The following is a 7,977-nucleotide window of genomic DNA, read 5'->3' on the forward strand; positions in this document are numbered from 1 at the left end:
CCCCCGCGTGCGGGGCTTTCAGACCACGCCGAAGACGAACCCGCCCGGGGACCGGGTGTCCTCGCCGAACAGGAACTCCCGCGCCGACAGCACGAACTCCTCCCGGCTGATGTGCACGTCCCCGTCCGTGTCCACGTGCTCGAACCGGGTGCGGGCGTCGCCCTCGGCCGCGCCCAGCGCCGCCGCGTACACGAGGAACTCCTCCAGGCTGATCCGCCCGTCGCCGTCCTCGTCCAGCAGGTCGAACACGGCCTCGGCCACCGCCTCGGCGGCGTTGAACCGGCTGCGGTCCTCCGACGCCGCGTGCATGGCCGCGATGAACTCCTGCCGCTCCAGCCGGTCCTGGGCGCCGGAGTGCCGCACCAGCTGGTCCCACAGCGACCGGTAGGCCGTCTCGATCGCGTGCGCCTTGGGCTCGGTCGGGTCCAGCGTGTACCCGGTGATGTACCGGTCCACCAACCGCTGGTAGTCCGCCCAGGTGGCGTGCTTGTCCCCGTCGGTGTCGAGCACGTCGAACAGCTCGTTGAACCGGGCGATGATCGCCTCGGAGGGGGTGATGCTCACGTGGTGCCTCCCATCGGTGGGGCGGGTGGTTCCCTCCCCGTCCTGTGAGTCCCATGGTGCCGAAAAGGTTCCCTCCGCGCGCTGTTGGCGGCCCGTTCATCCCGATCGTGGACAATGTCCTGCGTGCCGAGCCCAGGAATCCCCCAGGACAGCGGCGCCCCCGTCCGGGCCGGTGTGCCCGAGCACGGCCGGGTGCCCAAGTACTACGCCGTCCGGATCCGCCTGACGGAGCTGGTCGACGGGCTGGCGGTGGGCCAGGCGGTGCCCACCGAGCGGGAGCTCGCCGAACGCTTCGGCGCCGCCCGCGAGACCGTCCGCCAGGCGCTGCGCGACCTGCTGCTGGAGGGCAGGCTGCGCCGCCGCGGCCGGGGCACGGTGGTGGCCGGACCCAAGCTGGAGCAGCCGCTGTCCCTGGCCAGCTACACCGAGGGCGTCCGCCGCCAGGGCCTGCGCCCGGGCCGGACCCTGGTGGAGCTGCGCAGCTGGCCCTGCCCCGAGGGCCTGGCCGGGGAGCTGGACCTCACGGCGGGCGAACCCGTCTGGCACATGGAGCGCGTGCTGCTCGCCGACGACGAGCGGGTGGGCCTGGAGTCGACCTACATCCCGGTGTCCCGGGTGCCTGGGCTGGACTCCGAGTTCGACCCCGACTCCACCTTCTACGGCTACCTCGCGGAGAAGGTCGGCATCGTGTTCGGCGACGCGGACGAACGCCTGGAGACGGTGCTGGCCACCCCCCGGGAGGCGCTGCTCATCGGCACCCCGCCGGCGCTGCCGATGCTGCTCATCCACCGGGTCTCCCGGGACGGGGAGGGGCGGCCGTTCGAGCGGGTGCGGTCGCTGTACCGGGGGGACCGGTTCAGCTTCAGCGCGCACCTGTCCGGCGACGGCCGCTGACGCGCACGGGGCCTCCGCCCCGCTTTTTCATCACGAAAAGATAACGGGTCTAGTCCAAAGTTTCGCGCCGGTTCACCGGCCCGTCTCCGCCCTGCTCGGTCCGCTCCACCCGCGCCGACCACGCTCGTGGCCATGCGAGTGATCATCGTCGGTGCCGGAGTCCTGGGCACCATGCACGCCTGGCAGGCCGTCTCCCGCGGCCACGAGGTCGTCCACATCGAACGCGAGGACGCCGCCCGCGGCGCCTCGGTCCGTAACTTCGGCCTGGTCTGGGTCGGCGGCCGCGCCCCCGGCGCGGAGCTGGCCGCCGCACAGCGCTCCCGCCTGCTGTGGGAGGAGATCGCCGAACGCGTTCCCACCCTGGGCTTCCGGCCCTCCGGCTCCCTGACCGTCGCCGCCACCGAACACGAACTGGCCGTCGCCGAGGCCGCCGCCGTGGGCCCCCAGGCCGCCGAACGCGGTTACGAACTCCTCGACCCCGCCCGCGTCCGCGAGGTCAACCCCGCCCTGCGCGGCGACCTGCTGGGCGCCCTGTGGTGCCGCCGCGACGCCCAGGTCGAACCCCGTACCGCCCAGGCCGCCCTCCAGGCCGAGCTGGCCCGCAGCGGCCGCTACACCCTGCTGACCGGCCGCGAGGTCCGCGACCTGGCCGGACCGGCCGCCGTCCGCGACGACCGCGGCGAGGTCCACCGCGGCGACACCGTCGTCCTGTGCACCGGCGCCTGGCTGGGCGGCCTGGTGCGCGAACTCGTCCCGGACCTGCCGGTGCGCCGGGTCCGCCTCCAGATGGCGCAGACCGCGCCGCTGGGGGAGGCCCTCACCACCTCCGTGGCCGACGGCGACAGCTTCCGCTACTACCCCGCCTACCGCGGCCCGGAGCTGGACGCCCTCAACGCCGCCCAGCCGCAGGGCCCCGTCCCCGCCGAACACGCGATGCAGCTGCTCATGGTCCAGCGCGCCGACGGCTCGCTCACCATCGGCGACACCCACGAGTACGACGCCCCCTTCTCCTTCGACACCGCCGAGGACCCCTACGACCACCTCACCGGGGTCGTCACCCGCCTGCTCGGCCGGCCGATGCCGCCGATCCGCCGCCGCTGGGCCGGGGTCTACGCCCAGTGCCTGGACCCCGCCGCGATCGTCCACCGCGCCGCCGCCGCCGACGGCGTCCACCTCGTCACCGGTCCCGGGGGGCGCGGCATGACCTGCTCCCCGGCGATCGCCGAGACCACCGCCGACGAACTGGGATGGTCATGACCCCCACCACGGAAATCGAACTCGTCACCCTCGACATGGCCGGCACCACCGTCGCCGACGACGGCCTGGTGGAACGCGCCTTCGCCGCCGCCCTGCCCGGACACACCGCCGCCGACCTCGAATACGTCCGCGCCACCATGGGCGAGTCCAAGATCACCGTGTTCCGCCACCTCACCGGCGGCGACGAGGACCGCGCCCGGGCGGCCAACCGGGCCTTCGAGGACGCCTACGCCCGCCTGGTCGACGACGGCCTGTGCGCGCCGCTGCCCGGCGCCGAGGACACCCTGCGCCGCCTGCGCGCCCAGGGCCGCACCGTCGCCCTGACCACCGGGTTCGGCCGCGACACCCAGGAGCGCATCCTGCGCGCCCTGGGCTGGACCGGCCTGGCCGACCTGGTGCTGTGCCCGGCCGACACGGGCGGCCGCGGCCGCCCCCACCCGGACATGGTCCTCACCGCCGCCCTGCGCGCCCGGGTCTCCTCGATGGCCGCCGTCGCCGTCGTCGGCGACACCGCATCGGACGTGCGCAGCGGGATCAACGCCGGGGCGGGCCTGGTCGCCGGGGTGCTCACCGGCGCCCACGGCGCCGACACCCTGCGCGCCGCCGGTGCCGCCCACGTCCTGCCCGGAGTGGACGGCCTGCCCGCGCTCCTGGCCCCCGGGGAGGGCTGACCCGTGGGCATCCGCTTCGACCGCGTCAGCGTCGCCTACGGAGACACCGTCGTCCTGGACGACCTGGACCTGACCGTCGAGCCCGGGGAGTTCACCGCCCTGCTGGGGCCCTCCGGGTCGGGCAAGACCACCGCCCTGCGCGCCGTCGCCGGGTTCGTCCGCCCCGCCTCGGGCCGGGTGCTGCTCGGCGGCCGCGACGTCACCGACCTGCCGCCCTACGCCCGGGGCGTGGGGATGGTGGTGCAGAGCTACGCCCTGTTCCCGCACCTGCGCGTCGACCAGAACGTCGCCTTCGGGCTCAAGGCGCAGGGCACCCCGCGCCGGGAGATCCCCGGCCGGGTCGCCGGGGCGCTGGAGATGACCGGCATGACCGGCTACGCCCGCCGCCACCCGCGCGAACTCTCCGGCGGCCAGCAGCAGCGGGTGGCGATCGCCCGCGCCCTGGCCATCCGCCCCAAGGTGCTGCTGCTGGACGAACCGCTGTCGGCGCTGGACGCCCGGCTGCGCTCGGACATGCTCGGTGAGCTGGCCCGCCTGCACCGGGAGCTGCCCGACGTCACCGTCCTCTACGTCACCCACGACCAGAGCGAGGCCCTGACCCTCGCCGACCGGGTGGCGCTGCTGGACCGGGCCCGGCTGCGCGAGTACGACACCCCGCGGGCGCTGTACGCCCGGCCGCGCACCGCGTTCACCGCGCGGTTCGTGGGCGGCGCCAACCTGCTGCCCGCCCGCCTGGAGGGCGGCCGGGTCCACTGCCTGGGCACCGCCTGGGAGCCCGCCCCGGAGGAACTCCCGGCGGGCGCGGGGGAGGGCGCCGAACTGCGGGTGTGCCTGCGCCCGCACCGGGTGGTGCCGGGCGGGGCCGAGTACACGCTGCGCGGACAGGTCGCCGACGTGCAGTGGCGCGGCTCCGTGCACCGGATCACCGCCCTGGTGGACGGCCACCCGGTCACCGCCGAACTCCGGGAGATGGCCGAGCCGCCCGCCCCGGGCGCGCCGATCGCCCTGGGCTTCACCCGCGCCGACGCCGTGCTCCTGGAGCCCGAACCCGAGGAGGCGGCCTGATGGCCCCCGCCCGCGATCGGGCCCCGGCGACCGTCGGGCCGCCCGCCGCCGACCCGACCCGGACCCGCCCCGCCGCCGTGGACCCGGTGAACACAGGGGACGCGGCGGACCTGCCCGGGACCCCGGACCGCCCCGCCGCCCCGCCGCAGGCCCGCCCGCCCCGGCGCGCCACCGCCCTGCTGTGGGCGGTGCCCCCGGTGCTGCTGCTCGCCGCCGTCTTCCTCTACCCGCTGCTGCTGGTGGCCGCCGAGTCGGTCACCGACCCCGCGGGCGGCCTCACCCTCGCCCACCACGCCGAGGTGCTGGCCTCCGACCGCTTCCGCTCGGCCCTGGGCACCACCGTGTCCATCGCGGTGACCGCCACCGCCGGCTGCCTGGTCCTGGGCTTCCTGCTCGCCCTGGTGGTGGCGTTCGTGCCGTTCCCCGGCAGCGGGGCCACCGCCCGGTTCATCGAGACCTACCTCTCCTTCCCGTCCTTCCTCATCACCCTGGCGCTGCTGTTCGTCTACGGCACCGTCGGCATGGCCAACGGCCTGTGGACCGACGTCACCGGCGCCGACCAGGGGCCCTTCCGGTTCCTGGCCACCCCGTGGGGCGTGATCCTGGCCGAGGTCACCTACTTCACCCCGTTCGTCATGCGCCCGCTGCTGGCCGCGTTCGGGCAGATCGACACCGCCCGCCTGGAGGTCGCCTCCTCCCTGGGCGCCCGCCCGCTGCGGGTGGTGCGGTCGGTGATCCTGCCCGAGGCGCTGCCCGCCCTGGCCGCCGGGGGAGCGCTGGTCCTGGTGCTGTGCCTGAACGAGTTCGCGATCGTGCTGTTCACCGGCGCCAAGGACGTCGTCACCCTGCCGATGCTCGTCTACAGCTCGGCGATCCTGCGCGCGGACTACACCACCGCCTGCGTGGTCGCCGTGGTCAACGCGGCCCTGTCGGTCTCCCTCTACCTCGTCTACCGGGCCCTCACCGCCCGCCTGGGGGGAGGTGCCGACCGTGCTCGTGCATAGCCGCGCCGCCCGCCTGACCGTGTGGGCGCTGTTCGCCCTGGTCGTCGCGCCGCTGTTCCTGCTGCCGCTCGGGGTCATCGCCGTCGCCGCGTTCTCCACCTCCTGGAGCGGGGTGCTGCCCTCGGGACCGACCGCGCACCACGTCGCCGGGGCGCTGGGCGGGCCGAACCTGGAGGCCCTGCGGGTCAGCCTGGCCACCGCCGCCGTCGCGAGCGCGCTGGCGCTGGTGCTGGGCACCTGGGCGGCCCTGGCCGCCGACGGCCTGCGCCGCCGCGGCCGCGCCCTGATGGACGCCCTGTTCATGACGCCCGTCGCGGTGCCGACCGTGGTGGTGGGCCTGGCCCTGCTGGTGGCGTTCAGCCGCCCGCCGCTGCTGCTCAACGGCACGCAGACGATCGTCATCGTCGCCCACACCGTGCTGGTCACCGCGTTCGCCTACCAGTCGGTGTCGGCGGCGCTCACCCGGCTGGACCCGGTGTACGCGCAGATGGCCGCCTCCCTGGGTGCCCGGCCGCTGCGGGTCCTGCTGCGGGTGCGCCTGCCGCTGCTGCTGCCCTCGCTGAGCGCCGCCGCCGGGCTCTGCTTCGCCCTGTCCATGGGCGAGCTGAGCGCCACGATGATGCTCTACCCGCCGTCCTGGCTGCCGCTCCCGGTGCGCATCTTCGCCGCCACCGACCGGGGCGCGCTCTTCGCCGGGGCCGCCTCCGCCCTCGTCCTGATGGCCGCCACCCTGGCCGTCCTCCTGCTGCTGTCCCGGGTCCGCACCCGGGCGGCGTTCCGCTGAGATCCCCCGACCGAGAGGTTCACCATGACCACCCGTATCCGTGCGGCCGTCGCCGCCACCCTGGCCCTGGGCCTGGCCGCGGGCCTGACCGCCTGCGGCGCCGCCGAGGCCGGCCCCACCGTCACCGTCTACTCCGCCGACGGCCTGCGCAACGAGGAGGGCACCGGCTGGTACGACGAGCTCTTCGCCGAGTTCGAGGCCGAGACCGGCATCTCCGTCCAGTACGTGGAGGGCGGCTCCGGCGAGATGGTGCAGCGCGCCGCCCGGGAGGAGTCCAACCCGCAGGCCGACGTCATCGTCACCCTGCCGCCGTTCATCCAGCAGGCCGACGGCCTGGGCCTGCTCCAGGAGTACGTGCCCGAGGGCGCCGAGCACGTCGGCACCAAGGACCCGGACGGGAAGTGGACGTCCATCGTGGACAACTACTTCTGCCTCATCCACAACACCGAGGAACTGCCGGAACCGCCCGCCACCTGGGAGGACCTGCTCGACCCGAGGTTCGAGGGCAGGCTCCAGTACTCCACGCCCGGGGTGGCCGGGGACGGCACCGCCGTCGTCATCCAGGCGGTCCACGACTTCGGCGGCCTGGAGCCCGCCATGGACTACCTGGGCGAACTCCAGGCCAACAACGTCGGCCCGTCCTCCTCCACCGGCGCCCTGGGGCCCAAGGTCGACAAGGGCGAGCTGCTGGTGGCCAACGGCGACGTGCAGATGAACTACGCCCAGTCCCGCACCATGCCCAACATCGGCATCTGGTTCCCGGCGGTGGAGGCGGGCGGCGCCCCCACCACGTTCGCCCTGCCCTACACGGCGGGCCTGCTCACCGGGGCGCCCAACGCCGACAACGGCCGCGCCCTCATCGACTTCCTGCTCAGCGAGAGCGCCCAGCGGCGGGTGTCCCCGGTGGCGGGCGGCTTCCCGGCGCGCGGCGACGTCGAACCGGAGGGCGCGGAGGCCGAGGAGCTGGCGGCGCTGCTGGAGGGCGTCACGGTCTTCGAACCCGACTGGGAGGTCGTCGACGCCGAGCTGCCGGCCTACCTCGACGCCTGGGAGGCGGCCACCGGCGGCTGACCGGCCGTGCCGCCCGCGCCCGCCGGGCCGGTCCGTCCGCGACCGGCTCCCGGCGGGCGCCGGTACGTCCGGCCAGGTCTAAGGTCGGAAACGACAAGGACGTCGAAACGAGGACACGAAGATGGACGTACGCACCTACATCGAGGCCCACCGGGACGAGTTCCTCTCCTCCCTCAAGGAGTGGCTGGCGATCCCCTCGATCTCCGCGGATCCCGGTCACCACGACGACGTGCGCCGCTCCGCCCGCTGGCTGGCCGACCACCTCACCGCCACCGGCTTCCCCACCGTCGAGGTCTGGGAGACCCCGGGCCTGCCCGCCGTGTTCGCCGAGTGGCCCGCCGCCGACCCCGGCGCCCCCACCGTCCTCGTCTACGGCCACCACGACGTGCAGCCCGTCGACCCGATCGAGGAGTGGGACACCCCGCCCTTCACCCCCACCGAGCGCGGCACCTCCCTGTACGGCCGCGGCGCCTCCGACGACAAGGGCCAGGTCCTCTTCCACACCCTGGGCCTGCGCGCCGCCCTGGCCGCCTCCGGCGCCGACGCCCCGCCGGTCACCGTCAAGCTCCTCGTCGAGGGCGAGGAGGAGTCCGGCTCCGTCCACTTCGCCGAACTCATGAAGGCCAACCGCGACCGCCTGGACTGCGACGTCGCCGTCATCTCCGAC

9 protein-coding genes are annotated in these 7,977 nt (G+C 74.8%); 8 read left to right on the forward strand and 1 reads right to left on the reverse strand.

All coding sequences use genetic code 11. The annotated features are described in order from the left end of the window. Nucleotides 1–18: 18 nt before the first annotated feature. Nucleotides 19–564 carry an EF-hand domain-containing protein gene (locus ACJOT3_RS29680; RefSeq protein WP_406976440.1) on the reverse strand — a complete coding sequence of 182 codons (546 nt, stop codon included), beginning with the start codon at nucleotides 562–564 and terminating at the stop codon, nucleotides 19–21. 114 nt (nucleotides 565–678) lie between these two features. Here ACJOT3_RS29680 and ACJOT3_RS29685 point away from each other — a divergent pair, with 114 nt between their 5' ends. The 8 genes from ACJOT3_RS29685 to ACJOT3_RS29720 form a co-directional block, all read left to right on the forward strand. Further along, nucleotides 679–1,458 carry a GntR family transcriptional regulator gene (locus tag ACJOT3_RS29685; RefSeq protein ID WP_406976441.1) on the forward strand — a complete coding sequence of 260 codons (780 nt, stop codon included), beginning with the start codon at nucleotides 679–681 and terminating at the stop codon, nucleotides 1,456–1,458. A 138-nt stretch (nucleotides 1,459–1,596) separates the two neighbouring features. Then, entirely contained in the window at nucleotides 1,597–2,715 is a 1,119-nt protein-coding gene (locus tag ACJOT3_RS29690) for a TIGR03364 family FAD-dependent oxidoreductase (protein WP_406976447.1), read from the forward strand. After that, nucleotides 2,712–3,386, forward strand: a complete 675-nt coding sequence (locus ACJOT3_RS29695; RefSeq protein ID WP_406976442.1) for a phosphonatase-like hydrolase — start codon at nucleotides 2,712–2,714, stop codon at nucleotides 3,384–3,386. Before ACJOT3_RS29690 ends, ACJOT3_RS29695 begins: the two co-directional genes overlap by 4 nt. A 3-nt stretch (nucleotides 3,387–3,389) precedes the next feature. Continuing rightward, nucleotides 3,390–4,451 carry an ABC transporter ATP-binding protein gene (locus ACJOT3_RS29700; RefSeq protein ID WP_406976443.1) on the forward strand — a complete coding sequence of 354 codons (1,062 nt, stop codon included), beginning with the start codon at nucleotides 3,390–3,392 and terminating at the stop codon, nucleotides 4,449–4,451. An 86-nt stretch (nucleotides 4,452–4,537) separates the two neighbouring features. Then, on the forward strand, nucleotides 4,538–5,455 hold the full coding sequence (locus ACJOT3_RS29705) for a 2-aminoethylphosphonate ABC transporter permease subunit (protein WP_406976448.1): 918 nt from the start codon (nucleotides 4,538–4,540) through the stop codon (nucleotides 5,453–5,455). Continuing rightward, a complete protein-coding gene (locus ACJOT3_RS29710; protein WP_406976444.1) occupies nucleotides 5,442–6,239 on the forward strand; it encodes an ABC transporter permease in 798 nt (265 codons plus the stop codon). The genes ACJOT3_RS29705 and ACJOT3_RS29710 overlap by 14 nt, the downstream gene beginning before the upstream one ends. 24 nt (nucleotides 6,240–6,263) lie before the next feature. Further along, entirely contained in the window at nucleotides 6,264–7,310 is a 1,047-nt protein-coding gene (locus ACJOT3_RS29715) for a 2-aminoethylphosphonate ABC transporter substrate-binding protein (protein ID WP_406976445.1), read from the forward strand. A gap of 121 nt (nucleotides 7,311–7,431) precedes the next feature. Further along, a partial coding sequence (locus ACJOT3_RS29720; protein WP_406976446.1) for a M20/M25/M40 family metallo-hydrolase occupies nucleotides 7,432–7,977 on the forward strand: 546 nt, incomplete at its 3' end.

It is taken from the genome of Nocardiopsis protaetiae, from assembly GCF_045446735.1.
GTDB lineage: Bacteria > Actinomycetota > Actinomycetes > Streptosporangiales > Streptosporangiaceae > Nocardiopsis > Nocardiopsis protaetiae.

Excerpts from the sequence above, each read along its gene's own strand:
- ACJOT3_RS29685 (WP_406976441.1), top strand. The coding sequence starts at position 679 with ATGTCCTGCGTGCCGAGCCCAGGAATCCCCCAGGACAGCGGCGCCCCC.
- ACJOT3_RS29695 (WP_406976442.1), top strand. The coding sequence starts at position 2,712 with ATGACCCCCACCACGGAAATCGAACTCGTCACCCTCGACATGGCCGGC.
- ACJOT3_RS29715 (WP_406976445.1), top strand. The coding sequence starts at position 6,264 with ATGACCACCCGTATCCGTGCGGCCGTCGCCGCCACCCTGGCCCTGGGC.